The organism is Microbulbifer mixtoriginis (SeqCode) (assembly GCF_052468275.1).
The window spans coordinates 1,984,816-2,010,000 of record NZ_CP174341.1 but is presented as its reverse complement, the minus strand read 5'-3'; the positions used below and the strand labels follow the sequence as shown (position 1 = coordinate 2,010,000).

30 protein-coding genes (1 of these 30 only partly in view) are annotated in these 25,185 nt (G+C 48.1%); 4 read left to right on the top strand and 26 right to left on the bottom strand.

The features are described 5' to 3' along the window. The 9 genes from alaS to ACJJIC_RS08745 form a co-directional block, all read right to left on the bottom strand. Nucleotides 1-2,507, bottom strand: partial view of an alanine--tRNA ligase gene (alaS, locus tag ACJJIC_RS08785; RefSeq protein WP_445356784.1) — the 5' portion only. The gene continues 106 nt to the left of window position 1, outside the view; the window shows 2,507 of its 2,613 coding nt (coding positions 1-2,507); the start codon lies at nt 2,505-2,507; its stop codon lies off the left edge, out of view. A 71-nt stretch (nt 2,508-2,578) separates the two neighbouring features. Continuing rightward, nucleotides 2,579-2,926 (bottom strand): histidine triad nucleotide-binding protein, encoded by a 348-nt coding sequence (locus ACJJIC_RS08780; protein WP_444884135.1) that lies wholly within the window; start codon nt 2,924-2,926, stop codon nt 2,579-2,581. 4 nt (nt 2,927-2,930) lie between these two features. After that, nucleotides 2,931-3,116, bottom strand: a complete 186-nt coding sequence (locus ACJJIC_RS08775) for a Trm112 family protein (protein ID WP_152452364.1) — start codon at nt 3,114-3,116, stop codon at nt 2,931-2,933. A 135-nt stretch (nt 3,117-3,251) separates the two neighbouring features. Then, nucleotides 3,252-4,088 carry an alpha/beta hydrolase gene (locus tag ACJJIC_RS08770; protein ID WP_444910203.1) on the bottom strand — a complete coding sequence of 279 codons (837 nt, stop codon included), beginning with the start codon at nt 4,086-4,088 and terminating at the stop codon, nt 3,252-3,254. A gap of 45 nt (nt 4,089-4,133) precedes the next feature. Beyond that, nucleotides 4,134-5,153: a class I fructose-bisphosphate aldolase gene (locus ACJJIC_RS08765; protein WP_444910204.1), complete on the bottom strand. Its 1,020-nt coding sequence runs from the start codon at nt 5,151-5,153 to the stop codon at nt 4,134-4,136. Nucleotides 5,154-5,200: 47 nt separating this feature from the next. Continuing rightward, on the bottom strand, nt 5,201-6,679 hold the full coding sequence (gene glpK / locus ACJJIC_RS08760; protein WP_444910205.1) for a glycerol kinase GlpK: 1,479 nt from the start codon (nt 6,677-6,679) through the stop codon (nt 5,201-5,203). A 97-nt stretch (nt 6,680-6,776) separates the two neighbouring features. Continuing rightward, nucleotides 6,777-7,265 (bottom strand): regulatory protein RecX, encoded by a 489-nt coding sequence (locus tag ACJJIC_RS08755; RefSeq protein WP_445356783.1) that lies wholly within the window; start codon nt 7,263-7,265, stop codon nt 6,777-6,779. Beyond that, nucleotides 7,266-8,300 carry a recombinase RecA gene (gene recA / locus ACJJIC_RS08750; protein ID WP_444910207.1) on the bottom strand — a complete coding sequence of 345 codons (1,035 nt, stop codon included), beginning with the start codon at nt 8,298-8,300 and terminating at the stop codon, nt 7,266-7,268. A 173-nt stretch (nt 8,301-8,473) separates the two neighbouring features. Then, nucleotides 8,474-8,989, bottom strand: a complete 516-nt coding sequence (locus ACJJIC_RS08745) for a CinA family protein (protein WP_444910208.1) — start codon at nt 8,987-8,989, stop codon at nt 8,474-8,476. 508 nt (nt 8,990-9,497) lie between these two features. Here ACJJIC_RS08745 and ACJJIC_RS08740 point away from each other — a divergent pair. Continuing rightward, nucleotides 9,498-10,931 carry a glycoside hydrolase family 16 protein gene (locus tag ACJJIC_RS08740; RefSeq protein WP_445356782.1) on the top strand — a complete coding sequence of 478 codons (1,434 nt, stop codon included), beginning with the start codon at nt 9,498-9,500 and terminating at the stop codon, nt 10,929-10,931. A 24-nt stretch (nt 10,932-10,955) separates the two neighbouring features. Beyond that, on the top strand, nt 10,956-11,564 hold the full coding sequence (locus tag ACJJIC_RS08735; protein ID WP_445356781.1) for a hypothetical protein: 609 nt from the start codon (nt 10,956-10,958) through the stop codon (nt 11,562-11,564). 302 nt (nt 11,565-11,866) lie between these two features. Here the strand turns inward: ACJJIC_RS08735 and ACJJIC_RS08730 are convergent, their stop codons facing one another. Then, nucleotides 11,867-12,301, bottom strand: a complete 435-nt coding sequence (locus ACJJIC_RS08730; protein ID WP_445356780.1) for a GNAT family N-acetyltransferase — start codon at nt 12,299-12,301, stop codon at nt 11,867-11,869. Between the two features lie 28 nt (nt 12,302-12,329). On the opposite strand from ACJJIC_RS08730, the gene ACJJIC_RS08725 reads away from it, so the two are divergent. Continuing rightward, on the top strand, nt 12,330-12,938 hold the full coding sequence (locus tag ACJJIC_RS08725; protein WP_445356779.1) for a tRNA-uridine aminocarboxypropyltransferase: 609 nt from the start codon (nt 12,330-12,332) through the stop codon (nt 12,936-12,938). 161 nt (nt 12,939-13,099) lie between these two features. Here ACJJIC_RS08725 and ACJJIC_RS08720 read toward each other — a convergent pair whose 3' ends face one another. From ACJJIC_RS08720 to ACJJIC_RS08650, 15 genes are all read right to left on the bottom strand, one after another. Further along, entirely contained in the window at nt 13,100-13,906 is an 807-nt protein-coding gene (locus tag ACJJIC_RS08720; protein ID WP_444923131.1) for an amidohydrolase family protein, read from the bottom strand. Between the two features lie 514 nt (nt 13,907-14,420). Continuing rightward, entirely contained in the window at nt 14,421-14,720 is a 300-nt protein-coding gene (locus tag ACJJIC_RS08715; RefSeq protein WP_445356778.1) for a hypothetical protein, read from the bottom strand. Nucleotides 14,721-14,913: 193 nt separating this feature from the next. After that, nucleotides 14,914-15,150: a hypothetical protein gene (locus ACJJIC_RS08710; RefSeq protein WP_444900144.1), complete on the bottom strand. Its 237-nt coding sequence runs from the start codon at nt 15,148-15,150 to the stop codon at nt 14,914-14,916. Between the two features lie 68 nt (nt 15,151-15,218). Then, on the bottom strand, nt 15,219-15,617 hold the full coding sequence (locus ACJJIC_RS08705; protein ID WP_444900143.1) for a VOC family protein: 399 nt from the start codon (nt 15,615-15,617) through the stop codon (nt 15,219-15,221). A 183-nt stretch (nt 15,618-15,800) separates the two neighbouring features. Continuing rightward, nucleotides 15,801-16,100 (bottom strand): hypothetical protein, encoded by a 300-nt coding sequence (locus tag ACJJIC_RS08700; RefSeq protein ID WP_444910215.1) that lies wholly within the window; start codon nt 16,098-16,100, stop codon nt 15,801-15,803. Nucleotides 16,101-16,387: 287 nt separating this feature from the next. After that, nucleotides 16,388-16,675, bottom strand: a complete 288-nt coding sequence (locus ACJJIC_RS08695) for a hypothetical protein (protein ID WP_444910216.1) — start codon at nt 16,673-16,675, stop codon at nt 16,388-16,390. 572 nt (nt 16,676-17,247) lie between these two features. Beyond that, a complete protein-coding gene (locus ACJJIC_RS08690; protein ID WP_444910217.1) occupies nt 17,248-17,508 on the bottom strand; it encodes a hypothetical protein in 261 nt (86 codons plus the stop codon). A gap of 86 nt (nt 17,509-17,594) precedes the next feature. After that, nucleotides 17,595-17,972, bottom strand: coding sequence for a DoxX-like family protein (locus tag ACJJIC_RS08685; RefSeq protein ID WP_444910218.1), 378 nt, complete (start codon nt 17,970-17,972; stop codon nt 17,595-17,597). A 1,067-nt stretch (nt 17,973-19,039) separates the two neighbouring features. Continuing rightward, nucleotides 19,040-19,303, bottom strand: a complete 264-nt coding sequence (locus ACJJIC_RS08680) for a hypothetical protein (RefSeq protein WP_444910220.1) — start codon at nt 19,301-19,303, stop codon at nt 19,040-19,042. A 113-nt stretch (nt 19,304-19,416) separates the two neighbouring features. Then, complete coding sequence (locus ACJJIC_RS08675; protein ID WP_444910221.1) at nt 19,417-19,692, bottom strand: hypothetical protein; 276 nt, start codon at nt 19,690-19,692, stop codon at nt 19,417-19,419. Between the two features lie 106 nt (nt 19,693-19,798). Further along, nucleotides 19,799-20,161 (bottom strand): hypothetical protein, encoded by a 363-nt coding sequence (locus ACJJIC_RS08670; RefSeq protein ID WP_444910222.1) that lies wholly within the window; start codon nt 20,159-20,161, stop codon nt 19,799-19,801. A 92-nt stretch (nt 20,162-20,253) separates the two neighbouring features. After that, entirely contained in the window at nt 20,254-20,751 is a 498-nt protein-coding gene (locus ACJJIC_RS08665) for a hypothetical protein (RefSeq protein ID WP_444910223.1), read from the bottom strand. 100 nt (nt 20,752-20,851) lie between these two features. After that, a complete protein-coding gene (locus tag ACJJIC_RS08660; RefSeq protein WP_444910224.1) occupies nt 20,852-21,397 on the bottom strand; it encodes an ankyrin repeat domain-containing protein in 546 nt (181 codons plus the stop codon). Between the two features lie 129 nt (nt 21,398-21,526). After that, entirely contained in the window at nt 21,527-22,054 is a 528-nt protein-coding gene (locus ACJJIC_RS08655; RefSeq protein ID WP_445356777.1) for a hypothetical protein, read from the bottom strand. 99 nt (nt 22,055-22,153) lie between these two features. Further along, nucleotides 22,154-22,537, bottom strand: a complete 384-nt coding sequence (locus ACJJIC_RS08650) for a hypothetical protein (protein ID WP_445356776.1) — start codon at nt 22,535-22,537, stop codon at nt 22,154-22,156. 311 nt (nt 22,538-22,848) lie between these two features. On the opposite strand from ACJJIC_RS08650, the gene ACJJIC_RS08645 reads away from it, so the two are divergent. Then, nucleotides 22,849-23,889 carry an integron integrase gene (locus tag ACJJIC_RS08645; RefSeq protein ID WP_444910227.1) on the top strand — a complete coding sequence of 347 codons (1,041 nt, stop codon included), beginning with the start codon at nt 22,849-22,851 and terminating at the stop codon, nt 23,887-23,889. 97 nt (nt 23,890-23,986) lie between these two features. Here ACJJIC_RS08645 and aroC read toward each other — a convergent pair whose 3' ends face one another. Then, complete coding sequence (aroC, locus tag ACJJIC_RS08640) at nt 23,987-25,063, bottom strand: chorismate synthase (protein WP_444910228.1); 1,077 nt, start codon at nt 25,061-25,063, stop codon at nt 23,987-23,989. Nucleotides 25,064-25,185: the final 122 nt, after the last annotated feature.

The following is a 25,185-nucleotide window of genomic DNA, read 5'->3' as shown; positions in this document are numbered from 1 at the left end:
CCCTTGCCGCCAATCTTGCCAGCAGCAAAACGCATCAGGTCTCCCGCCGATAGGCGGTCGGTGAGGTCTTTAGTCACTGCCGCAACCAGGGCAACCTTTTCCTCTCCCGGCGCCGCCAGCAATACAACTCCGCTGCCCAATTTACTCTTCATTTGGTCAGCCAGGTCACGCAAAGATTTAGGGTCGGCGCCGTCGATTGATGTGGCCAACAATTTAAAGCCCGCAATCTCTATTGCCTGGGCACTGAGGTCTCCACCAGCACCACTGGCCAGCTTAGTCTTGAGTTGCGCAACTTCCTTTTCCAGCTTGCGGTTATTGAGTAGTATCTGCTCTACCTTATCTGCAAGAGTGTCCGGGCGCGCCTTAAGGAGAGCCGCAACATGTTCTAGCCGCTGCTCAGCTCGATCAAATTGTGACAGCGCATGCGCACCGGTGACCGCCTCAATACGTCGCTGGCCAGAGGCGATGCCACTCTCGCTGACAATACGCAAAAGACCAATATCCCCCGTGCGATTTACGTGGGTGCCACCACACAGCTCTACAGAAAAAGTCCTGCCCTCTACAGCGCCCATAGAGAGAACGCGCACTGTATCGCCATACTTTTCACCGAACAGTGCCATGGCACCCATTTCTTTGGCTGACTCAATATCTGTCTCGCAGGTATCAACCAGTGTGTTCGCGCGGATCTGCGTGTTCACCAGGGATTCGATCGCGTGTAATTGCTTTGCAGTGACCGCTTCCGGGTGGGAGAAGTCAAAACGCAAGCGCTCGGAATCCACCAATGAGCCCTTCTGGGTTACGTGCTCGCCGAGCACTTTGCGCAGAGCGGCGTGTAGCAAGTGAGTCGCAGAATGATTCAATGCCGTTGCCTGGCGCACATCCGCTGACACCTCAGCAGTGAGCTGCTCACCAACAACTACTGTTCCCTGCAGCAGCTTGCCGGCATGTAAATGATGACTGCCCTGCTTGGTGCAATCTCGCACCTCAAAACGGCCCGATGCGGCCTTCAGATAACCGCTATCGCCTACCTGGCCACCTGATTCAGCGTAAAATGGTGTCCGATCGAGGATTACCACGCCTTCTTCCCCATTCTCCAGACGCTCAACCTGCTCTCCGCCTTTGAGAATCGCGGTTACTGTGCCTTCAGCTTCGGTGGTTTCGTATCCAAGGAACTCCGTGGCACCTTGCAGATCCAACGCCTCGGTATAATCCTGCTTAAATTTACCGGCGGCACGGGCCCGCTCACGTTGAGCTTCCATAGCGGCTTCATAACCCGCCATATCCAGAGATAGGCCACGCTCGCGGGCGATGTCCTGGGTTAGATCTGTAGGAAAACCGTAGGTATCGTGCAAGGTGAATACCAACTCACCCGGCACCTCACTCCCTTCGAGAGTGCTCAATGCACTCTCAAGTAAAGCCATGCCTTTATCCAGGGTCTTGGCGAATTGCTCCTCCTCTTTGCGCAGCGCCTGCTCAATCAGCGACTGTTTCTCACGCAATTCTGGGTAGGCCTCTCCCATCTGCTCTACTAGAGCGCTCACTAACTTGAAGAAGAAGACTTCTTTGTGGCCCAACTTGTGTCCATGACGCACTGCCCGGCGAATAATACGACGCAATACAAAGCCACGACCTTCATTGGAAGGCATAACACCATCGGCGATTAAGAAGGAGCAAGAGCGAATATGATCAGCGATCACACGCAGAGACTTTTCCTCTAGGTTATCGCAACCAACAATGCTATTAGCCGCTCGTAACAACGCCTGGAACAGGTCAATTTCATAATTTGAGTGCACGCCCTGCATAACAGCGGCGATACGCTCCAGCCCCATTCCGGTATCGACAGAGGGTTTAGGCAGCGGGTGCAGCTCACCGTCCGCCGTGCGTTCGTACTGCATAAATACCAGGTTCCAAATCTCGATATAGCGATCGAGATCGTCGTTGTCGGAGCCGGGAGGGCCACCGGGTACATCTTCGCCGTGGTCAAAGAAAATTTCTGAACTGGGACCACAGGGGCCGGTATCACCCATTTGCCAGAAATTATCCTCATCAAGACGGGAGAAGCGCTCAGGGCTCACCCCAACTTCCTTTTGCCAAATATCGGCTGCTTCATCATCGCTGATATGCACGGTTACCCACAGGCGCTCTTCTGGCAAGTTCAGCACCTTGGTGAGGAAGTCCCAGGCAAAACGGATGGCATCGCGCTTAAAGTAATCACCGAAGCTGAAATTACCCAGCATCTCGAAGAAGGTGTGGTGGCGCGCGGTATAACCTACATTTTCCAGGTCATTATGCTTACCCCCAGCACGCACGCAGCGCTGCGAACTAGTGGCCCGGTTGTAGGGACGCTTTTCCTGGCCGAGGAAGGTGTCCTTAAACTGCACCATGCCGGCGTTGGTGAATAGCAGGGTCGGGTCATTGCCCGGAATCAAGGAGCTTGACGGCACCACAGTGTGGCCCTGTTCGGCAAAGTAATTCAGAAAGGCGTCGCGAATCTGTGCGCTTTTCATCCGGCGTAATTCCACTTCGTTAGTTGAGAGTTATTGAATGACACCGGTGACGCGGTGTCTCGTCTGTCCCGCTACTGTGCAAGCCCCTGCTCGGGCATTGTTTGTTGAGCCAGTAGATGGACATGCAGGTGAAATACGGTCTGTCCCGCGCTTCGACCATTGTTGACCACAAGTCGAAATCCCTCTAATCCCAGCTTTCTGCCAAGTTCAGCGGCCACCCACATCAGATGGCCGAGCAGAGCCTTGTCATCGATTTTGGCGTCGAACAAGTTAACCAGGGGTTTACGCGGGATAATGAGGAGATGGGTCGGGGCTTGTGGCGCCCGATCCTCAATAACGATACAAAGATCGTCCTCGTAGATTTTCTCGTTCGCTATTTCGCCCGAGATAATTCGACTGAAAACGCTGGGTTCACCCATTGGTTTATTTTTCCAGCTTTTCCTCAGCAGTCAGCTGACGCGCCTCGGATTCCAGCATCACCGGAATGCCGTCTTTTATTGGATAGGCCAGACCGCTAGCTTTACACACCAGCTCCTGGGTCTCCTCACGGTACTCAAGCGGCGCCTTGCTTACCGGACACACTAACAGGCTCAGTAACTTCTTATCCATGTTCCACCCCACTATTTCCCCCTGGCGTAACAAGCAGGGGGCAAAAATGACCGCGTATCATACAATGCTTCATAGGGTTTTTCACGGCATTCGCCAAGGGTGACAACCAGCATGGTTGACTGCCCCTTATTTTTATCAAGAGACGACAGGCCCCGCCTGCGGTTCGTAGGATTTTAAATGACCAAGCAGCAGATCACGTGCTAAACGCCCCTCTTCGACCTCATTAAAAAGCTCGTGATAAGCCTTGGGAAAGCAGTGCAGCATTTTGCCGGCCGAGCCCATCCGCCCAAACCACTCACGACTCACTCCAACATCCACCAGCCGATCGGATTCCGGCAGCAACATCAGACAAGGCACCAGTAATCGCTCCAGATTAGCGGAGAGAAACTCCCGCTCGCGAAGAAATGTCTCAAACCAGCGCAGTGAAACCCCTCGATGCGTTAGCTCATCCTCTCGGTAAGCTTCAATTACCGCAGAGTCCCGGCTCAACCACTGGCTATCTATCCTGCTGGAAAGCACTAGCCCTGGGAACATCTTTGCCAGCATCAGTACCAGCCTCAACTCGAGTCCCGAAGGCTCCTTAGCCCCGCGGAAACCCGGTGCTGATAGGATGAGGCTATCTACAGCCCCATAGCGAATGGCACTGCCACATGCGACCACCGCCCCCATACTATGCCCTAACAGATGCAGCCCTGTACCGGGGTTACCACTTTTGACCAGGCAGATAAATTCATAGAGGTCCTCGCTATAGAGCGAGAAATCCTCTATGTGCCCCCTCTTCCCCTGGGACAAACCATGACCATAATGGTCCGGCGCATATACACTGAAACCTGCCCGATTAAGATGTGCTGCTAAATTAACGTAACGGCCGCTGTGCTCACCCAGCCCATGAGAAATCACCACAGTTCCCTGCGCACCTTCAACCCACCAGCGGCGGTAATGCAAACTGATGTTTCTTGTTACAAATTCCATTGTCACTGTCCATTTTCATTATTGTTTTATCGTGGCTAGCTCCCCCTAGCCCTCCCCTTCAAGGCTATCGCGATACTTACCCAGCATGGCCAGGTGATTCATACACGCCCGTTTGACCAACGCCCTCTGCGCCATTTCGACGTTTTCCGCCCTACCGTGCCAGGCCGTTAACGCCGGCTGCTGTAATGCCCGCCCATAGGAGAAACTCAACTGCCATGGAGCATTGTTAAGCTGACTAAGGGCATTAAGGTTTTCTGTAGCCTCTTCCGGGCCCTGGCCACCAGAAAGAAAATTGATACTGGGCACTGCGGCAGGCACACTGCGACGCAGGCTGCGCAAAGTGTACTCAGCCACCTCCTGTGGCTCCGCACTAGGCAACTCTGCTCCGGGAGTGACCATGCTCGGCTTGAGCAACATCAATTCCAAAATAACACCATGACGATTCAAGGCATGAAAAACACTGCTCCAAACCTGTTCGTTAACAGTCGCGGAGCGTTCGAGACTGTGATTGCCGTCCATTAGCACTTCCGGCTCAACAATGGGTACCACCCCCTCAGACTGGCAAGCGGCGGCATACCGAGCCAACATTTCCGCGTTAGCCGTAAGCCCCAACTCAGTCGGGTTGTGAGCACTCACGGGATACACTTCCCGCCACTTGGCAAATCGCGCTCCCTGCGCCTTATATTCCCGCAAGCGTTCGATAAGGCCATCGAGCCCATAGGTGATCATGTCCCCCTCCGCGCCGGGAAGAGGCCCCTTGCCTTTATCAACTTTAATACCCGGTAGAATCCCCTGTGCCGCCGCCACCTCAGGCAAAGGCGTACCACCTCTATCACTCTGACCGAGCGTTTCCTCAAACAGAATGACACCACAAATAAAGTCCCCAAGCCCCTCACTCGACAGCAGGGCCGCACGGTAATCTCGGCGGTTTGCTTCGGTTGATTCCACCCCTACAGCAGAAAAGCGCTTGGCGATAGTTCCGCTGCTCTCATCTGCAGCCAGGATTCCCCGGCGACCATCGACCAGAGAATCTATCGTTGCTTTTAACTCATCGTGAACTGTCATAGAAACACCTCCATGTGCCAAAACCCAGTCAAGGATAGACGCTTAAATTAGAATGCTTTGCAGGCTGCAACTGCTCGCTTCCAACCCGTCAGTAAGAAATCCCTTTTCTCTGCTGGCATTCCCGGCAGAAAATCGCGCTCAATCTCCAGCAGACGCTCCGGTAGCTGGTGAAAATGCCAGAGACCACTGCCGATCCCCGCCAATAGCGCCGCGCCGATTGCCGTGGACTCAATCTGTCTGGGGCGCTCTACACGCAGATCGGAAATGTCGGCCTGAAACTGCATCAAGAAATTGTTCGCACTTGCCCCGCCATCGACACGCATATGGCTGATATCGACCTTTAGAGCCTCTTCCATAAGCCGTGCCAGCTCATCACTCTGGTAGGCGATGGACTCAAGAGTGGCGCGAACCACTTCAGCCCGCCCCGCGCCCCGGCTCAGGCCACACAAGGTTCCCCGCGCCGACGAATCCCAGTGTGGTGCACCCAGGCCGCTAAACGCCGGCACCAAATACACTCCGCGGGTATTGGGAATGCTCTGCGCAATAATCTCGCTATCGACAGCCCGCTGAATCAATCCCATTTCATCACGCAGCCACTGTATTGCAGAACCCGCGGTAAAAACTGAGCCCTCAACTGCATAGCCTGGTAACCCATGGGGATCACAGGCGATTGTGGCCAGCAGGCCGCGAGGCGGTTCAGGGCGTTTTTCCCCGGCATAGGCCAGCATAAAGCAGCCAGTGCCATAGGTGTTTTTGAGATCTCCTGGGTTCGTACAGCCTTGCCCAAACAGCGCCGCCTGCTGATCCCCAGCCACCCCACAAATAGGTGCACTGACGCCAGCAAAAGCTGCTGGATCCGTATCGACAAAATATCCGGCAGACGGCCTGATTTCTGGCAGAATCGATTCAGGGCACTCAAAAAGCGCCAATAGCTCTGGATCCCAGCTTTTCTGCTCCAAGTTATAAAGTAGGGTGCGACTGGCATTAGTATGATCAGTCATGTGCGCGCTGGCACCGCTCATCTTCCAGATCAACCAGCTGTCTACCGTGCCAAAACACAGCTCCCCCTTGCGAGCACGCGCCTGTAGATCCGGCTGTTCTCGAAATAGCCACAACAGCTTACTGGCAGAAAAGTACGCGTCCAATAGTAGTCCGCTGCGCGCGCGCAGCCATTCGGACTTTCCTTCTGTGGCAAACTGCGCACAAATATTCGCTGAGCGCCGACACTGCCAGACAATTGCCCTATGTACTGGCTCACCTGTGTGACGATCCCACAGGATCGTGGTCTCTCTTTGGTTAGTGATACCAACCGATTTGATTTCGGATGCGCAAACACCAGCACGCTGCAGAGCAGCCATACAGATACGTTGGGTGACTTGCCAGATCTCCTCGGCATCCTGCTCGACCCATCCAGGCTCTGGATAGTAATTGGGGATCTCTGAGTAACTGCGCCCCACCAGGGTGCCGCTACTATCAAAAACGAAAGCCGTGGTGCCTGTAGTGCCCTGATCAATAGACAGGATCATAAAGTCTCTCGCGCTTATTATTCTTTCTCTCATTACCCTAAGCCTGAGGGAAAGCATTACCTTCGCGCCTCAAGCAAGCATGAGAGTATAAGCGTGATTACTCTTCGTCCAGCGCCCAGCTAATAGCATCTGAAGAGAAACCGCGGTAAGACAGGTAGCGTTGGCGACGTGCGCGCTCCTTCAGTTGCTGCTCCCGCGGCAACGCCAAATCAATTGGCGAGCGATATTTGCGCTGCAGCTGCTCATGGGCCAGGGAAAACCAGTCCACCTCTAACTGCTCTAAGACCTGGGATAAAAGCTCAGCGGAAATGCCGCGCTGTTGTAATTCCAGGCGGATACGCAGGGGCCCCTGACCACGCTGAACACGAGAACGGGCAAAAACTTCGGCAAAGCGCTGATCAGACTGGTAGTTGAGTTCTTGCAAGCGCGCGAATAGCGCATCGAAGTCGGCACCGGGGAACTTACCCACCAGCTTCCGCCTCAATTCCAAACGGGAGTGCTCGCGGCGGGTAAGCAGCTCAAGCGCCGCGCCGAAAAGCGCTTGAGCGGGGTCGGCGGTGAAAGCCGCCTTGGAGGAAAAAGACACTTACTCTTCCGGCAGTTCCGCGGCCTCTTCGGGGCTGGCCGGGACCAGATCGCCCAACAGCTGTGCGCGCAGCTGAGCCTCAATTTCATTGCGGATATCGGGGTTATCACGCAGGAACTTGGTAGCATTGGCCTTACCCTGACCAATCTTATCGCCCTTGTAGCTATACCAGGCGCCCGCCTTATCAACCAAGCCCAGCTTCACACCGTAGTCGACAACCTCACCAATCATGTTGATGCCTTCGCCATACATGATCTGAAAGTCTGTCTGTTTGAAAGGTGGGGCCACCTTGTTCTTAACCACCTTCACGCGGGTCTCGTTACCCACTACTTCATCGCCATCTTTTACCGAGCCGATGCGGCGGATATCCAGGCGCACAGAAGAGTAGAATTTAAGGGCATTACCGCCAGTTGTGGTTTCCGGGGAGCCGAACATTACACCGATCTTCATACGAATCTGGTTAATAAAGATCGCCAGGGTATTAGTGCTCTTGATGTTACCGGTCAGCTTTCGCAGCGCCTGGGACATTAGTCGAGCCTGCAGGCCAACATGAGTGTCACCCATCTCCCCTTCGATCTCAGCACGCGGAGTCAGAGCCGCGACGGAGTCCACAACCAATACATCTACAGCACCGGAACGCACCAGCATATCTGCCACTTCCAAGGCCTGCTCGCCGGTATCTGGCTGGGAGACGATTAACTCATCAACATTTACACCGAGCTTTTCGGCATAAATGGGATCTAGGGCGTGTTCTGCATCCACGAAAGCACAGGTGCCGCCTTTGCGCTGGGCCTCGGCGATCACTTGCAGGGTTAGAGTGGTTTTACCAGAGGATTCCGGGCCATAGATCTCAACGATACGACCGCGGGGCAGGCCGCCTATACCCAGCGCCACATCCAGGCCGAGAGAGCCAGTGGAGATTGCGGGGATACGCTCGCGCTCCTTATCCCCCATACGCATCACTGTGCCCTTGCCAAACTGGCGTTCGATCTGCGACAGCGCCGCTTTCAATGCCTTGTCTTTATTGGAATCCATGACCGTTCCCGTATATCTGAGCTGTGTTGAGTGGGGCAAGCTTATCGAAGGATTACTGTATAGGCAACCAGTAATTCCAGCGCAATCAGTACCAATCTTCCCAACACGGTTACACCGCTCTAAATTCAGCACAACCCCGCTATCACACCAGTAAACTGACCAGGTAGCTCACCTTAAACAGGGTGCTCCTCCAGGATCTTCAGCATCCCTTTGAGAGCCTCCAGCACCGTTTGTGCCTGAACTGTGGCCCGATCCCCTTTAAAGTGGAAACACCGAGCATCAATCTGAACCGGTTCCTGCCCTTCCGCATGAGCCCAGGCAATCCACACAGTTCCGACTGGTTTCTCTTCGGTACCGCCACTGGGACCAGCAATACCGCTTACCGCCACGGACAGGTTGGCATCCATCATAGCCAGCACTCCACAAGCCATTTGCCGGACAACTGGTTCGCTGACCGCACCAAACTGTTTTAGGTCCTTCGCATCCACCCCTAACACACTGTGCTTGATGCGATTGGCATAACTAACGACTGAACCATCAAACCAATTAGACGCATTGGGAATAGAAGTGATCGCCGCGGCAATCGCACCACCAGTACAGGACTCCGCAGAGGTTACAAACCAACAGCGCTTTATCAATTCCTCACCAAGCTGTTGTGCCAAACTTAATATCTCGCCATGATCAGCCATTTTTCTACCCGCTTATCATTTCTCAAGGTACTCACTCCCCAGGAGCAACCCGCACATCACCTTATATTATGCCAACTGAACGCAACCTCCACTAACAAGACCGCCATCCGCTGCACCAAGCAATGGTGTATAGCCATCCATAGACCTACAAGCAGCAAACGAAAATAACGTTACCGTGCCAGCCTTAAAATTACTGAAGCGGTACTACAGCCTCTGTAGATTCAAAAAACTACCTCCCTTTAATCAAGACATAACTACCCACAAAAAAGATGCAGCTCTTCTAGTCGGGCACGCCCAACACATAAACAACCTCATAGGTTTTAAAAGTGCGGAAATATAGCTACAGGACAAAGAAAAATGCATGGCACTAACCTCGTGCGATAAGCAGGACTGAGCACGCGATAAAGGGGAAAGCACTCACCCAAGAATAACCCGCTATTTGTTAGGCTTTATTCGTCGATAAAAAATCATCGATACCCCTTTGATAGCCAAAAAAGAATAAAAAGCTATGCTAATAAAACAATCAGTGATGGTTATGACTATCCTGGGAAGCTGCGCTTCTCCATTAATCAACGCAAAAACTTTAATCTGGGAAGATAATTTTGATGGAAACAGTATTAATAAATCCGTCTGGACTTACGATGTAGGCAGCTGGGGCTGGGGCAATAACGAACTACAAGACTACACGGGCAATAGTAATAACGCCTATATTGAAGAGGGTAATCTGGTTATTCAGGCACAACGCAATTCTGATGGCAGTTTTACATCTGCCCGCCTGAAAACGATTGGTCGACTCTCTTATCGATACGGTACGATTGAGGCCCGCATCAAACTACCTGATCTCAACGCCGGTCTCTGGCCGGCTTTTTGGCAGCTCGGTAATAACTATGGGCAGGTCGGCTGGCCCGCATGCGGTGAACTGGATATTCTCGAAGCCGGCATGGCCGAGGCGCTCGAAAGCGGCAGTGTCAATTCAGCGATTTCCAGTGCCTTCCACTGGCATCACGAGTCCGATGAATACACAGGACAAGCGGATTACGGTCAAAGTAAAAACCTCATCAAAGATTTTGGCTACAGTAGGGATTTAACCGAGGATTACCATATCTTTGGTATGACTTGGACACCCGACCATATTACGATGTGGGTGGACGATGAAGCCAACGAAATTATCAACATTGACAGTGAAGACCCGGCATTTGATGAGTTTCGTCAAGAACACTTCCTGATACTCAACCTCGCTGTGGGCGGTATTTTCCCACAGGTTTTTAGCAATGAAGAAATCACCGCACCGATGCCCGCCAAAATGTACGTGGATTATATTCGCATCTATGATAACGACGATAATAACTACAACACAGAAATTACCCTGGCCGAAGACAAGGCAAAATTCGGCAACCTAAGCATATACGGTGACGGTGAAGATATCTCTGAGTCTTTGCAGCTTGGCACCGATACCGAACTCTATATCTGGAACAATATGGAATCCACCGCAAGTGTTGATGACAATGAGGCCTTGGAATTTAATATTGACGCTGGCGATTGGTTTGGCATGGGTTTTTGGATGCACTACGACCTAAATATGATGCACTATCAAAATGGTCACTTAAACTTACGTATCAAGACCAGCAGCACTGAAACGATTGGTATTGGTATCGCCAGCACTGGCAGTGGTAGCGATAGTTGGGTTGATTTAGTCGATGGCGGTGAAGACTATGGGTTAAAACGAGATGGACAATGGCACTTGGTCAGCATTCCGCTAAGCAAATATGCTGTGGACTTCCACACCATTAGCCAGGCCATAATGGTTCGTGGTGACGCACCTGCAGAGGGGTTCACCTTGGCCATTGATGACATTTACTTCAGTGAGGGAGAGGCAAAGAATATCCCCGCTGGCATTTTTTCCGTATACAGTGAAACGCTCGAAGCCGATTCGACTTTTTAGCTGGGTAGCGATGGCAATTTATTCGTGTGGGAATACACCCTGCTGGAAGTCTCTCAATCACCATTCGAAGGCGAAAAGTCCCTCTCCTACCAATCCTCTGGAGCCGGCTGGTTTGGCATGGCGTTTACCGCCAACAGCTACCACGACCTATCCGCTTACGATAACGATAGAGCCACACTAAATTTTTTCCTTAAAACCAGCAGTGACACCCCTTTTAAAGTCGGCATGAAGAGTGGCAGCATCACTAATATTGAACAAAAGTGGATCGAATTTAATAAAAACCCTGATCCCTATGAATTTGTCCGTGACGGCCAATGGCATCAAATATCCATTCCAGTCAGCGACTTCAGCGATGAAGTGGATATGTCCAACCTGATTCAGTTATTTGAAATATTAGGTGTAGAAGGAGATATCACTAATATTGAGATCGATAACATCTATTTTTCCAGTGAAGCCTCTGGATCTCACTGTCAGCACCCACCCCACAAGTGCCATCCACATCACGGGCGACAGGAGCACCCTAAAAGAAAGTGCAAGCCCTGCAGCCCCCTAAGTGACTTCAGCAATGATCAGCTCTGTAACTATCAACTGGGAGGTCACCAACACCGCTGTCTAGACTCTGCTGGAGAATAACGATGACAGCCACTGGACAATATCCAGTCCCTGTACGGATTAAGTACCCGCGAAAGTCAACACTCAATCAGTGTAAACTGCAACTACCCTACCTAAAAATTACTTGTACCAAACGGAGCACAGCGTACAGATTACCTATTTGAGAAATCAACGCCTTCTGGACGGCCTGGGCAGCATCTTAATGATGATGCCCAGTTTACTATCTGATTGTGAGGAAAATTCTAAAATTTCAATTAATTCGCACAAAAGGGCATATATGCTCTGCATTCAACCGTTTAGAAAAATATAAACCAAAAAAACAGCTATCGATAACCCATTGCCGATATGGAGCGCCCTTGATTCAGGTAGATACTATACAGTTCAGCTACAGGGGCTGGCAGCAATTCGGCCTCTACTACCTCGAAGCCCAGCGACAAATAAAAAGACTCTAAGTGGATATAGGGAAAGGTATAGGTATTCCTGTCAAACCTCTTAGCTAGGAGTGTTAGCAATAAACGCGCGACCCCTAGCCCCTGGTACTCAGGGGCCACCGCAACCCCTGCAAGTAATTTAAAAGATTCATACCTACGCAGGTAGCCACAGCCGATAACCTCACCCCGTTCGCTACGCACAACTGCACAATCTTCGTGCCGCTTGGCTTTGCCACGAAATCCATGTATGCGATAGAATTTGTTCGCTAGCGGAATCTCAATATCTGCCAGCCATTGAACCTTATAAGAAGGCTGCGTAACTCCCATAAACCTGCCTGTACTCAGTAGTCGAAAAATGCCCAGAGAAACCTGCAATACTTGCCTGCGCCCACCCAATGTTTGCTATTGCAGCGCATTGGTTAGCCTAACAAGCACCATAAAAGTGGTGATCATACAGCACCCGCAGGAGGAGAAGCACCCATTCAATACAGGACGTATGGCACACCTATGCCTGAGTAACAGCGAAATGATGATAGCCGAGAGCCTATCGACCCATCAGCTAAATACTTTGCTTTGCACGCCCTCCGCCCTACTCTACCCATCCCTGGAATGGTTACCTGACAGTGGCGAGCTGAACTCTAATAATCACCAATCTAATAAAACTTCAAGTAAACAAGCACCTGTTAAGCAGCTGATCGTGCTAGATGCAACCTGGAAGAAATCCAAAAAAATTCTCCACCTCAATCCTCAATTGCAACGTCTTCCACGGATCAATCTTGGTGGGGACCTAAAATCAAATTATGAAATCCGTAAAACTTCTGTAGCAGACGGGCTATCTACAATTGAAAGTATCGCCATGGCAATGCAATTGCTAGAGGGGAATAACAATTTTTTAAAATTGTTAGCGCCATTTGAAAAAATGGTTGAGCTGCAACAGAAGAGCTTTACATTTGAACCCGCGTGAATAACCAAACCCATGTTAAATTTCGTATTAGGCCAAAACCTAACTATACGGGGTGTCTACTAAACGTGGGTAAGTCTTACACCTAACGATGCGCTCTGGGGCAAACCGAAGCGCAGCGTAGGTTTGTCCCTGGCAGTGCCTGTTAGGCCACACCGCTCTGACTATAAATTGAATACTCGGCATGCGTTACCACTCAAGAAAAGCTCCTCCACATCTTCTCCCAACGCCAGCTCTGGAAGATTCTCGAGCGCTTTGGCGGGCATGATCATTGGGTAATTTGTGCCGAAGAGAACTTTGTTGCGGCCATGTCCTCGCATAAACTCGACTAGAGGCTGTGGGTATCTCTTAGCGGTGTACGCTGACGTGTCGATGTATACGTTTTCGTGCTTTGTAGCCACCGCAATAGCCTCATCTGTCCAAGGGTAGCCAATGTGACCACCGACGATTTTTAGCTCAGGAAAATCAAGGGCCACCTGATCAAGGTAGATAGGTCGACCAACCTCCGACGGCATGAGCGGCCCGGTGTGACCAATCTGGGTGCAGAACGGAACACCAAGATCACAGCATGCTGTGTATACGGGATAAAACCGGCGATCGATCGGCGGCACCTCCCAAATCCAGGGCAAAACCCGAATCGCTTTGAAACCTAGTTCGTTTACGCAACGTCGGATCTCTCGAACAGCCTCCATCGGCTTCGAGATGTCCACTGACCCCACGCCAACCAACCTGTCAGGTGCCTTAGCCACGAAACCTGCGACTTCATCATTGGAGATCATGACATTTCGGGGAGCAACCCAAGCCGATATCAGACTGCGATCCACACCACCTTGATCCATCATTCCGAGAGTCATCTCTATCGGGATTTCTGTTGTCGGCATAGGCATCTTCGTCCACCTGCGTAGCGACTTGAAGACTGGATCTTGTGAGTGCCGTAATGTTGGGTGCTGTGCCCAAGCATCAACAATCATCTACTTTTCTCCTTTGCTGCTTAACGCCGCACTAAGCGGCAAAACATTGTTGGCTAAAATAGTGAACGTAGTGAACAACAGCCAACTGTTTTTTGTCCGTTCTTGAGTGCTTTGTTATGTTTTACTACACTGTTTTATCAATTGAAAAAACTTACTAGCCAATCGAACGTAAAAATGCTTGTAAGAATTTTCAAACCTACGAGGCCAACAAACAGAACTATTAAGGCTACTTTAAGTTTTTTACTTTTGATGTTATTCCAGAATAATAACTTAGCCTTAAATTCACTTTTTAACTCGGCTATATCTTCTTTCACACTAAATCCCTTTAGTCATTACAAATTTAAAATTGAATCTAAGAATCAATAAAAACACAACGCCCGAAACAGGGGCGGCCAATGCTGTGCACATTTTGTGCGAAACTGGGAGCGCAGCGATCCGCACAAAATGTGCACAGCGTTGGGCGTCCCGCGGAAGCCCGAAGGGGCGGAGCATCCTGCTTGCGTTTGGTATGAATTTAGCACGCCACTTCACGAATCTCTTCAATTGCAGGTAACCCAGAAAAAATGCCGACTAGCCCAAACACATAGGTAGTCTTACCAATACCCCCTTCCATCTCGGAGTGAATCCTGCCATTTCTAATTGCTGTGTCGGAGAATAACAGTAAACTCAATACGTTAGCTGGAGGCCGTGTCTGTAAATTAACATGATCTTTTGATGGAATTAATACTAAAACATTGCCTCTGGGTGGTTTGTACATATAACCGACAACTTGAACATGATTGCCATAGTAACTTTCAAACATACCGACAACCATAGGCACATCTCCTCACATGAACCCGCCGGACGGCTTATTACTACAAGCGGTCAGCCCCAAGAGAACTAGAAGTAGTATTGATTTAGTATTTCTCATGAATTCATAAGCCGTGGTTTGGGGCTGACATGGAGCGCCAACGGAATGGCAGTCCCAGCCGAAGGCGACAACACCGCCTTGTTATGTGAGATTAAGGCTAATCTTGAAAATCCCATGGAATTTCCTTTTTAAATAGAGCAATAGTTTGCTCTACTAGCTCTAAATCGAGATCCTTTTTGTAAAGAGTAACTTCTCTAGTTTTTTTGGAGTCATCACGAAAAACCTCCAACACCATATCCTTTCCGGTGTATACCTCTACGCCAATGCCATCCCTATCACCACCGACATCACTAGCTATTATGTACTTTTCAATTTTGGGGAATTCAATACTCATACTCTGGAACTACGTTTTCACTTAACGCCGCATTCAGGTACACCGTAGGCGTCACCTGGAATGCTTTGTTAGCTGCGTGCTGGTTGGTGGAACTCTATAACATTGTCATCTGGATCTCTTATAAAGAAAAACTGAGCACCGTTGTATTCGGCTTCACCTGTTATAGTAAAACCCAGAGCTTCGACGTTACTTTTGGCTGAGTCATAGTCTGTTATTTCTAAAGCGATGTGCGTATAGCCTGGATATTTCATATCACCTTCCATTAGCACATTTTTCCTTGGTGCATCCTTTGAAGCATTAAGGATCAAGTTGATGTTAACTCCTGATGGATGCTCAACTATAGCTACTGGCTCAGGGCCTACTGGGCCAACTATAAACTCAAAACCTAGCTTGCCATAGAATTCACGAGAGACATCCAAATCTCTAACCCTCAATCCTACATGATTAATTCTGGTTATATCTTTCATCATCGTTCCTTGATATTGAGTGTAAATGATTCGGAGCAGCTAACGCCGCCGGCAGGGGCAGCTTACCTTGTGCACATTTTGCGCGACAATGGGAGCGCAGCGACCTGTGCAAAACGTGCACAAGGTAAGCTGTCCCGCGGAGGGCCGAAGGCCCGGAGTGAACTTGAGTAACTTGTTAATGGCTTAACCCTCCGGCGGCAACATATTACCAAACAAAGCCATTAAACTTAGCACAACAAAGATAACCCACCAGACTATGTAAGCCCCTCTAGTAAATTTCTTTTTCCCGCGGCGAAAAATGGCAAAAGGTATACCTACTATTGCAAAAGCAATTAGAACACTGATTATGGCACGGCCAAAAACAAATCCTATGTCATATGCTGAAGGTCCTTCGTTAGTTGCAATTAGGCTGGCAGTAAAATAATTGAATGCCAAGCTCACAAGAAGCATTACCAACGTATTTATATTTAGTTTGTTATTCATTGTTTTCGATTGTACCCGCGCCCATTAACGCCCCGCTAAGCGGCGAGCGAAGCAACGCGTAGCAAGTCCAGTGGAGGCTGCGCTTTTCGCGGCCGGAATAGTGCTTGAGCGGCTTGTTATGTTTATGACCAAACCAACCCCACCTCAGATGCCTCAGTTGAGCAGCAAAACATTAAGTTACAACCATGGCTACTCTGTTGCTTTATTAAATCTCGCATCTCTTCGATAGCTTTAACCATTTCTTGATAAAACTCAGGTTTCTTTGGCTTACGAGGAACATCTACTTCTTATGCATTAGCAAGTGCAAAATCACCAAGCATTAAGCTCCTACCACTGATGGCATTCCATGATGCTGCAGCTTCTATATCTCCATTATCTACCGCCCTCATAAATCGCTCATTTGAAAATTTATTACTTGATATAACAGCTCGTAATGAAGACTCAACTGTGTCAATACATACCGTTGCCACATGCGACTCATGGTCATGATACAAGGCAAAGGTATATATATCTAATTCACGCGCTTTGGCCTTCCTAAGCCCTTCATAGATTATTTTTTTAAATTCTTCTAACATAATTACCACAAACTAAAATACATAACGTTGCCAGCAAGGACAGCCGAAGCAAAGCGTAGGCTGTCCGGTAGAGGCCCGCAGGGCCGTAACGAACAGCATCGACTTGTTATATAACTTACTTAACTCGAATAACAGTACCTTTCAAATACTGCCCAATACCATTTTCTTCCCATAATAGCAAGGCATTACCACCATTTGCGCACACTAGCGGGCTTGCTTGAGATTTAGCTGATGAAATGGTTCTTGGATAACCAACAAATGGGATAAGTTTAAACTCAACAACACCCAGTTCATCAAAATCTATCTTAGGCGGTATTGTGAAAACAGTAACTTCACAATTTTTACTAAATGCATTATGAGATACATCACCGGTTTTTGTGAACGTACTGCCACAAGATGCTATAAAAAAACAATTGCTGGAACTACTAATTCTTTCATGGACTATCCTTGTATAGATAATTGGTACTTCATATGTAACGCCCTGGGTATGCGGCCAAAGCGAAGCGGAGGTCCGGTGGAAGCCACGCAGTGGCTGGAACGAACATCACCCACTTGTTATGTGGCCTTACCTTTTATGAATGCTGGCTCTCATATAAAGAAATAAGCTCAGCTTTGGATATATCTTGCGAGGGCATGGGGCCAGACATTTCGACCAGATCAAATTCTGCATTGCCGGCCTCTGCCATCTCTATAATTTCATCAGTCTCCATTTCAATATACTCTGGCCACTGATCAATCATGTCTCTGGCTTTTTCTACCAACTCATCTTTGGTCGCACCAAAGAATATCTCATCAATTTTATAAATCCCTTCTGTCATGACAAAATAGGACATTCTCTCACCTCTAAATGTGTTTTGGGTCAATTTCCACATAACGCCCCGCGGAGGCCCGAAGGGCCGTAGCAAACTGCCTGCGTTTGTTATGCGTTTCGCTCACTACGGAGCTCCATTATAAGAATTGCACTTAAAGCAATAATTGGAATATTTGTTGTAACCGGATTGAACGCTTCAATCAATAATATGGGTGAAATTACAGCAACAAAAATCATTAGTGCAAGTAAGGCAGAGATATTGAGCACATTGATAGCAAGCGATCGATAAAAAACAATAAAGACTATGCCAAACAGTATTTCACCTGCTCCTGCAACTCTGGTAAGTACCTGAGACGCCTCTACTCCAAAGCCAAACCCATTTGTCATTTTTTGTTCTAACGGAGCGATATGAACGAGCTTCGGCATAAGCCCGTGATAGATCCAGCTGCATCCGATTATCCAACGGCATAACTCTACAATGCTCAACTTATACCTCTAAGACGCATAACGCCGCCGGCAGGGGCAGCTTACCTTGTGCGCGTTTTGCGCAAAAATGGGAGCGCAGCGACCTGCGCAAAACGTGCACAAGGTAAGCTGTCCCGCGGAGGGCCGAAGGCCTGGAGCGAATTGCCCGGCCTTGTTATGCGTATGGAGCTACGGCAGATCCACCTTGCCTAAAGTACTGTATTTGATTGCACATTAAAATATGGCGCTCCGAACAAAATTGTGCAAATCAGGATCAACTTTATAGCCACCCAATATCCTATTTCACGAACATTGAATATTCCCGGGATTGTAGTGTTCCAAAGCAGCTCCAAAATAAATGCTGCAACCAAGAGAGAAATTATTGACCCAACGATCCACAATGAGAACATTGTTGATACATCCATAGAATTTCCTTTTCTAATATCGTTGCCTTCTTCTGAGTGAAACAGCCAAAAACTCTCAGTACTTATTCGAACCCAACCTTCTACTATCGTCCGATAGTTCAAATGAAAGTTCTAGCTAGTAGACGCATAACGCCTTGCTCAGCCGCCACCGGAATGGAGCCGCTTTGTGCTAGCGTAGCGTACAGTACAAAGCGAGCAGAGTGTAGGTGGTCGGATGCAGCAACTTGTTATCATGTACTACCGGTAATTAGTTAGAAACAAAATAAAGAGAGCGATAAATATAGGGAAAAATATCAAACCAGAAATTGCGGAACGCTTGAAACTCATTATCCGTTGCTCATCCATTTTTTCTATTTCATCGCTACTGAAATCAATGTGACAAAGATGACAATCAAATCTTCGTTCCTCGTGTGCAGCTCCGCAGTGAGGACAATTCGCAGCACGCTTTTCATACAACCATTGAGCTTGATCAAGTAAATGAAACATGAGCTGCCCCTAAATTTTCAAAAGCCACAAATGATAACGCCCGCAACAGGGGCGACCAATGCTATGCACGTCTTGTGCAAAAGTGGGAGCGTAGCAACCCGCACAAAACGTGCATAGCATTGGGCGTCCCGTGGAGGCCCAAAGGGCCGTAGCATACTGCTTGCGCTTGTATGCATTTTACTGCTTTGCTAGTTCCTTCTTGTATGCGCGCTCAGTTGAACCCCATGCGAAATAGCCAAAAGCCAAACCTCCCAGAGCCCAAAGAACAGCGCTAAAAGCAATAAATGTTGGCGACCACTGTCCGTCATCAGGCTTGTTAGCTATGAATGTCATGACCAAAAACATTGGTAACCCCCAAGCCAGCAATCCATTAATAAGAATAAATTTCGATCTTCCCTTTTCTCTTGTCTTGGACCAATTTTCAAAATGCTTTTTCTTCACGGTCTAGTTTCCTTCTAAATCCTTTCTGAACTACTGGATGCATAACGCCCTTAGCACGTGAAAATTTGGAGCGCAGCGGAAAATTTTCCCGTGCCTAGGCCTGTTATATTTTTTCACTTGCTTAAGCCCAAAGCTATTATGCAAACAAAGAACACGGCACAAAAAATACCTGGTATAAAACGCCGCAGCACTACACTGTACGATACTTCTCTTTGTGCCGATAGAGCTTCATACATCCCACTGCCAACAGATAGTAAGAATGCTGCTAAATAAAACGCGATCGGCAAGCCGAAAAGCATGCCTTCCCAGCCTTGCCTGAGTGACAATAACAACCAGACAAGTAGAAACAGCCAGCTAAATACCTCACTAATATTTACTACTTTATTCATGACTCTCTGAAACATAACGCTTCACTCAGCTGCGTTTTTGGAGGAGTCCGTTTGTGCTATAAGCACAAAAAGGACCGACGGAAAAAACGTCAGCTGGAGTGACTTGTTAGCCATGTAATTCGCCGATTCTATTTAATACTTTTAACTCGATACGCTGCCATTTAGCAATACCATCCTCTTGAGACAATATTCTTTTTCTTACTCCCCGAAGGTGGTTTAACTCTTCGAAAAAGACAATTTCTGATTCTTTGCCTTTATAGGTTTCATCCTCCCCAAGACTCCAAATTGACTCTGAAGTATCGATATTATCAAGCAGTAAAGCATCTATATCAATGTAATAGCGTTGTAGTCCTTGACTAGTTTCAACGGGACCAAGTAATACCGCTTGAATCAACCCGTCTAGACTATCCAGGGATACAATTCCTTCTACGTAATCGCCTATTAATTCTTTAATCTCGTATTTATCCATGAGCTACTTCTTACGGCTAACGCCTCAGGTAAGGGGCGCGTAGCAGCGAAGCTGCGGAGCGTCCCGCCCGAAGGGCGAACTTGACCTGTTTGTTAAGCGCCAGCACTGAACAACCAGTCTGGGTACAATTTCTGCGCTCTCTCTAAAACCTGTGAAGCTGTAATGCCTATGTCGCGGTCGACTAGGGGGACGCCCAGTAACCATTGAATAGTTTGGCCAGACGACACGGTCAGACCAAATATCGAAGGGACGTATGCCATGTGGCGATACGTGCTTCTGGTATTGTCTCTGACGACATCTTCACACACGAGTGGCCATTCACTGCACTCTCGCCCAGTAAGCCAGTAGATCGATGATGCAACGGCGTTTGGAAGCCATTCAGGGGTGCCAGATGCCGCAAGCTCAAAGTTACCGTTTGGCAGCTTCAGCTGCATATCAAACGCACCGATGGTTGAAAAAAAGGAACCACCGAATTGCCCAATAGGAATAGGCCTGGAGCCGTGGTTGTCTCGGAAGGCTGTAACTGATGCACTGCCTTGTAGACGTTCCTTCAGGAAAACGGCAATTTCTTTATGATGATTTGGCAGCACAATCTATCCCTATGCGCTTAACGCCTGGTTCAGTGGCTCAGCAAGCGAGGCTTGACGAGTCCGGTGGAGGCCAAAGGCCGGAACGTACTGCAACCTTTTGTTATGTATTTTTGAGAGACTCTAAATAAGCAACAATATCGTTTCTTTTCCAGCTTTTCGCTCTGGCTATTGCATCCTGACCTGAGTTATCTTTGATTCTTGGATCAGCACCATGTGCAACAAGCATTTTTACTGCTTCTAGTTGATTATTAATAGCCGCCATAATTAATGGTGTTCTTCCCTTTTTATCCTTAATGTCTACGTTTGCTCCGCCACTAATTAGCAACTTTACCACCTCAATATAGCCTTTCTTTGATGCTGTAATAAGCGGGATTACTCCATGGTCATCCATGTAGTTTACTTTAGCCCCCGCGTCTATAAGCGACTTTACTATTTTGGGTGAAATTCTACCGGAGTGATTAACAGCAATGACTAAAGGACTTGCATTCGCCATAGCTGATTTTTTATTGACATCAGCACCTGCTTTCAGACACAGCTCTACATCTATAGGGTTGCCGTCAATAATTTTGCTAAACAAATCGCAAGCTAAAGAGCTATTTGAGACAAGTACTGACATTAAAATCACAACAAATTTAATTTTATTCATTTTTGATCCTTTAAAGTTTCATAGCGCAGCAGATACATAACGCCTCAATAACCGACAGCTGGAACGAAGCGAAGCGCAGTGTAAGCTGTCCGGCGCCGAAGGCGCGTAGTTGATTGATTTGTTAGGCATTCAATACTCCAAGACCCTGTTGAATCTAAACATTAGGTAATCACCCACCACGCTGAAATTCTTAGAAACAAATTGCACTGTCCAAGACGGCATTGCCTTCGTGTTGTAGCCTAGTTCGGTTAAATAGCGGCTTATATCTATGTCTCTCATTGCTTCTGCGCCAGATAGTGAATCGTTAATTTCTGACAAATCTCTCGACTCAGGCACTCCTATTCTTGCGTTGTAGATACAATCGATACCTTTAGGCTCATAAGCCAAATATTTCTCATACAGATTTTTATTTTCTCCGATGAAAATTTGTAGCTCCGCTCTTTCATCTTTGCTCAATTTCTCGACCAATGAAGAATCGCAACATTCCTCTTTGAAAGAACCTTTGCACGAATTAGATACAAAGCGTTTAGAGAATACAGTAGTTTTATTCTGCTCTTCTCCTGTGACAGGATCTAGGCATTTATAGTCAATTATTCGATACACCTGCCATATTCCTGAGCTGTAACTTCTAACCCAGTCTCCAACTTTCAAAGACACTATCTACTCCTTGATGCCTAACGCCTTTGTCACAGGCTTGATTGTAGTGGAACCTTTTGCCGTATAATTGCGAAGCAATGGCAAAAGGTGTAACGGAAATTAAGTCCTGTGCACAAACTTGTTATGTGCATTTTTTATTAATATTACAATGCCAGCTACAACAGGTGAGAAAACTGCTAAAAATAGCTCTCTAAACATATTAGGTTCTGTAAAATATATTACACAAGTAACAAGACAACCAAGGATCATCCCAATAGAAATAAGTGCTTTATATTTATCTGGCTTTAGCAACTCAAGCCAGAAGCCTAAGACTCCAAATAGAGCAAAACTATAAAACAATAACCATAACGGGATATTGACAATATTATTAAATAAGCCAAAAGACCAATATGACCCAAGCAAGAACCAACATGTTGCAGGGGCTACTCCAATGATAAAGATAAATATTTTATAAAATAATCCGATTTTAATTTCCTTGCACATAACAGTTAATTCAAAAGAAGCGTCTTTATATCACCCTCCTATATAATTCGACTCATTTCTTTCAAGATAATCTCAAAAACCTAATAATATCAAAAAGTTAAGATCTTTGGCATAATTTTCAACAGATAGATATATAGCAGACGCTATATATCTATCTGCCTTTTCTGCTCTTTATAACATTACCTTCTCCATAAAAATCAAAGATATAGATCGTCACCCCCAGAAATAGAAGGAGCTTCTCTTGAATTCTGATATTGACAGCAGAACAAAATAGTAAATACTGTATATAAAAACAGATAAAGGCCAATATCATGGATGAGATTCGCCACAAAATTCCAAGTAAGCCTGAACGCTTTATGGACAATCTGCGATTTCATATTCGAAAACAAGGACTGTCGTACCGAACAGAACAAACTTACACGCATTGGGTTAAACGCTTCATTCATTTCAATAAAAAGAAGCACCCTGCTGATATGGGAGCTGTTGAGATTGAGACGTTTCTCTCTCACCTTGCAGTTCAAGGTCTCTGCTCCGCGAATACACAACGAATAGCTCTGAACGCTTTGATATATCTGTACAAGAGATTCTTAGGTAGGGATATTCAAGCATTGGACCTTAAACTGGCAAAACAACAAAAGTACTTACCTGTGGTTTATAGCCGTAGAGAAATATCAGCAATTTTGGATCATCTTGAAGGCACTTACAGATTACAAGTTGAGCTAATGTACGGTAGCGGCCTTCGCAGTGCCGAACTGCTTTCTTTATGGGTAAAGGATATAGACTTCGACAGCAATAATATTTTTGTTCGAGGTGGCAAGGGGGATAAGGATCGCACTACAATATTACCTAACGGGCTAATTGTGCAGTTACATAGGCAAATAGAGACGGTTTCCCTATTGCACCAACAAGATCTTTTGGCCGGTTTTGGTTCGGTTTATTTACCTAACGCTTTGGAAAGAAAGTATCCAAGTGCAAGCCGACAACTCGCCTGGCAATACCTTTTCCCTTCCAGCACCATCGGCCAATGTCCTCGCTCCGGTGAAAACAGAAGGCACCATATGCACGCAACAACTTTAGCGCGCCAGGTTCGTATAGCTGTCAAGCTAGCGGGAGTCAACAAACCGGCTCGTTGCCATGCATTTCGCCATAGTTTTGCGACTCACTTGCTCGAAGCGGGTTATGACTTGCGTACGATTCAGGAGCTGCTAGGGCATTCGGATGTTAGTACTACTGAAATTTATACCCATGTCGTAAACCGGGGAAATAAAGGCGTTTTAAGCCCCTCAGATCGACTGCGCAACATTAATAAAATTGAGGAAGCTGGAGCTAACTATTTTTTGGGGGTAAAGTAGAGGAAGTACAGGGGCTTAGCTTATTGGCTGCATCTTAGCAGCGAGAAGACCGGATACCGGCTTTCGCCGGTATCGCAATAGAAAAAGGCCGATCAAATTATCCCGGTGTTACGTCACCATTCTGTGCTCGGTGGCGCAGAGCATGGTCGATCAAAACAAGAGCCATCATTGCTTCAGCAATTGGCGTTGCGCGGATACCTACGCAGGGATCGTGGCGACCTTTGGTGACCACCTCAATAGCATTGCCTGAGCGATCGATACTTCGGCCGGGGATACGCAAGCTGGAAGTGGGTTTCAGTGCAATATGGGCAACAAGATCCTGGCCACTGGAAATACCGCCGAGAATGCCACCGGCATTATTGGAGAGGAAACCCTCCTCGGGAGTAATTTCATCGCGATGCTCGGTGCCCTTTTGCTCCACACAATCAAAGCCGGCTCCAATCTCCACCCCTTTCACCGCGTTGATACTCATCAGGCCATGGGCCAAGTCTGCATCCAGGCGATCAAAAATCGGCTCGCCCAGCCCTGCAGGGACGCCGCTGGCGTGTACTGAGATCCTTGCACCGATGGAGTTACCCTCTTTGATCAAGGCTTGCATATAAGCTTCCATCTCGGGTACTCGTTCGGCATCCGGGCAAAAGAATGGATTCTGCTCGACCTGCTCCCAATCCAGTTTTTGCACTTTAATTGGTCCCAGCTGGGACAGGTAACCGCGTACTTCAATACCGTATTTCTGCTTAAGCCATTTCTTGGCGATGGCCCCGGCCGCAACACGCATGGCGGTCTCCCTTGCAGAAGAGCGACCTCCACCGCGGTAGTCACGAATACCGTATTTTTGCCAGTAGGTGTAATCGGCGTGCGCCGGGCGTACCTGCTCAGCGATATTGCCATAGTCTTTAGAGCGCTGATCCGTATTTTCAATCAACAGGCCAATAGGAGTACCGGTAGTTTTTCCTTCAAACACACCGGATAGAATTTTCACTTGATCCGGTTCACGGCGCTGTGTGGTATAGCGAGAAGTACCCGGCTTTCGGCGGTCCAGCTCCAGCTGGATCTCCTCTTCACTGATCTCCAACCCCGGGGGGCAGCCATCGACGATACAGCCCAAGGCTGGACCATGGCTCTCGCCAAAGGTGGTGACGCAAAACAGCTTGCCAAAGGTATTGCCCGACATATGCGACTTTTCCAGATAACAGTTGATAAATTAACAGCGGTTGGCTTTATGCAGAGCCGCGCATTATAAAGGATCTAGCCGCCGCGCGCGGCGTTCAAGGTAAAAAGCACAATTGCTGCAGC

What these genes read in the sequence shown, in the direction of transcription:
- ACJJIC_RS08780 (WP_444884135.1), bottom strand. Translation starts at nt 2,926, where the DNA reads ATGGGTGAACCCAGCGTTTTCAGTCGAATTATCTCGGGCGAAATAGCG.
- ACJJIC_RS08775 (WP_152452364.1), bottom strand. Translation starts at nt 3,116, where the DNA reads ATGGATAAGAAGTTACTGAGCCTGTTAGTGTGTCCGGTAAGCAAGGCG.
- ACJJIC_RS08770 (WP_444910203.1), bottom strand. Translation starts at nt 4,088, where the DNA reads ATGGAATTTGTAACAAGAAACATCAGTTTGCATTACCGCCGCTGGTGG.
- ACJJIC_RS08765 (WP_444910204.1), bottom strand. Translation starts at nt 5,153, where the DNA reads ATGACAGTTCACGATGAGTTAAAAGCAACGATAGATTCTCTGGTCGAT.
- glpK (WP_444910205.1), bottom strand. Translation starts at nt 6,679, where the DNA reads ATGATCCTGTCTATTGATCAGGGCACTACAGGCACCACGGCTTTCGTT.
- recA (WP_444910207.1), bottom strand. Translation starts at nt 8,300, where the DNA reads ATGGATTCCAATAAAGACAAGGCATTGAAAGCGGCGCTGTCGCAGATC.
- ACJJIC_RS08745 (WP_444910208.1), bottom strand. Translation starts at nt 8,989, where the DNA reads ATGGCTGATCATGGCGAGATATTAAGTTTGGCACAACAGCTTGGTGAG.
- ACJJIC_RS08740 (WP_445356782.1), top strand. Translation starts at nt 9,498, where the DNA reads ATGCTAATAAAACAATCAGTGATGGTTATGACTATCCTGGGAAGCTGC.
- ACJJIC_RS08730 (WP_445356780.1), bottom strand. Translation starts at nt 12,301, where the DNA reads ATGGGAGTTACGCAGCCTTCTTATAAGGTTCAATGGCTGGCAGATATT.
- ACJJIC_RS08725 (WP_445356779.1), top strand. Translation starts at nt 12,330, where the DNA reads ATGCCCAGAGAAACCTGCAATACTTGCCTGCGCCCACCCAATGTTTGC.
- ACJJIC_RS08720 (WP_444923131.1), bottom strand. Translation starts at nt 13,906, where the DNA reads ATGATTGTTGATGCTTGGGCACAGCACCCAACATTACGGCACTCACAA.
- ACJJIC_RS08715 (WP_445356778.1), bottom strand. Translation starts at nt 14,720, where the DNA reads ATGGTTGTCGGTATGTTTGAAAGTTACTATGGCAATCATGTTCAAGTT.
- ACJJIC_RS08710 (WP_444900144.1), bottom strand. Translation starts at nt 15,150, where the DNA reads ATGAGTATTGAATTCCCCAAAATTGAAAAGTACATAATAGCTAGTGAT.
- ACJJIC_RS08705 (WP_444900143.1), bottom strand. Translation starts at nt 15,617, where the DNA reads ATGAAAGATATAACCAGAATTAATCATGTAGGATTGAGGGTTAGAGAT.
- ACJJIC_RS08700 (WP_444910215.1), bottom strand. Translation starts at nt 16,100, where the DNA reads ATGAATAACAAACTAAATATAAATACGTTGGTAATGCTTCTTGTGAGC.
- ACJJIC_RS08695 (WP_444910216.1), bottom strand. Translation starts at nt 16,675, where the DNA reads ATGTTAGAAGAATTTAAAAAAATAATCTATGAAGGGCTTAGGAAGGCC.
- ACJJIC_RS08690 (WP_444910217.1), bottom strand. Translation starts at nt 17,508, where the DNA reads ATGTCCTATTTTGTCATGACAGAAGGGATTTATAAAATTGATGAGATA.
- ACJJIC_RS08675 (WP_444910221.1), bottom strand. Translation starts at nt 19,692, where the DNA reads ATGAATAAAGTAGTAAATATTAGTGAGGTATTTAGCTGGCTGTTTCTA.
- ACJJIC_RS08670 (WP_444910222.1), bottom strand. Translation starts at nt 20,161, where the DNA reads ATGGATAAATACGAGATTAAAGAATTAATAGGCGATTACGTAGAAGGA.
- ACJJIC_RS08660 (WP_444910224.1), bottom strand. Translation starts at nt 21,397, where the DNA reads ATGAATAAAATTAAATTTGTTGTGATTTTAATGTCAGTACTTGTCTCA.
- ACJJIC_RS08650 (WP_445356776.1), bottom strand. Translation starts at nt 22,537, where the DNA reads ATGTGCAAGGAAATTAAAATCGGATTATTTTATAAAATATTTATCTTT.
- ACJJIC_RS08645 (WP_444910227.1), top strand. Translation starts at nt 22,849, where the DNA reads ATGGATGAGATTCGCCACAAAATTCCAAGTAAGCCTGAACGCTTTATG.
- aroC (WP_444910228.1), bottom strand. Translation starts at nt 25,063, where the DNA reads ATGTCGGGCAATACCTTTGGCAAGCTGTTTTGCGTCACCACCTTTGGC.